At 54.1% G+C, this 1,192-nt stretch carries 1 protein-coding gene; it reads right to left on the bottom strand.

The features are described 5' to 3' along the window. Positions 1 to 289 precede the first annotated feature (289 nt). On the bottom strand, positions 290 to 1,192 hold a 903-nt coding region (locus tag ADIMK_RS22040; RefSeq protein WP_036182167.1), incomplete at its 5' end, for a type 2 periplasmic-binding domain-containing protein.

Here is a 1,192-nt window from a genome sequence, read left to right on the forward strand (position 1 = left end):
CGGGGACAGACGCAGCTCGCCACTTCTGACACGTGCTACCCACTGTTTGGCGTTCGCTGCAACGATCCAGAGCGCCATCAGCGCGATCAATGTGATCACGATCGTCGGGAAAAACAGGTGTGACCGTTCGAAGTCGATCGATACTTCGAACAGCGATGAGAGGGACTGACTCATAGCGAATACCGATAGTAAAACTTCAGGGGTGCTTCGGCGCTATGTAGGACAGCCACCGAAGCCGATACCATGCCTGCCCCATGGACGGGACAGGCACGCTTTCTTACTTCCTGTCTTACTTCTTCAGCGCCTTGATGATCGTCGCGTACTGATCATTCTTATTTTTCAGATAGTCACGCGCTTCATTTGACGGTAAAAAGTCTGGAATAAAGAATGACTTCTTCATGGTTTCCTGCACCTTGCCCTCTTTGAAGATCTCCTCCAGCGCTACGTCCATCGCGGCGATGATCTTCGGATCGGTCTCTTTGTTGTAGATGAAGAAGAACTCCTTATCGAAAGTGAAGTTCTGGCTCTCATCCATCGGCACGTTGACCATCGGCGCTACGAACTTCATCAGATCGTCACGGCTGGTGCCGCCCATCCCTTCCGGGTTGGCCTGCTTTACGGTGCCTTCACGGGCGGTTAGCCACACGAAACGCATCGCTTTCTGGTCATCCGCCGGCAGACGGGTGTACTGCTCGTTGGCCTGGACGCTACCGTTGATCACATCGGCCAGACCATCGAACATCGCCTGGTTTTTGTCGGACTGGGACCCGGTGTTCAGCGGCGCCAGGTTATCCTCCATGCCCGGGTACTGCAGGCGCACGGCGTTTTTCAACGCGGTATAGCCGATCTCGGACACCCCACCCGGCTGAATGGCGACACGTAGGGTCTTGCCAGAGCCGGCGGCATCGATTACGTCCTGAACCGACTTATAGGGTGAGTTCTTGGCCACCAGGTAGGCGTTCCCTGGATTGATAGCAAACGTCGGTCCGACGGTGTACTTCTCAAATATATTGTCGAAACCTTTCTGCTCGTAGAGATTGCCCAGATACGCATGATCGTGAAAAACCATGATGGTGCTTCCGTTTGACACCCGATCCAGCGCTTTGAAAGCAGCGCTCAACCCGACGGCATCAACCTTGAAGTTCGCATCCAGTTTTTCGGAAAGAGCATCAGCGATAATGCTGGTTGCCTG

This window comes from Marinobacterium lacunae (genome assembly GCF_000705555.1).
GTDB lineage: Bacteria > Pseudomonadota > Gammaproteobacteria > Pseudomonadales > Balneatricaceae > Marinobacterium_D > Marinobacterium_D lacunae.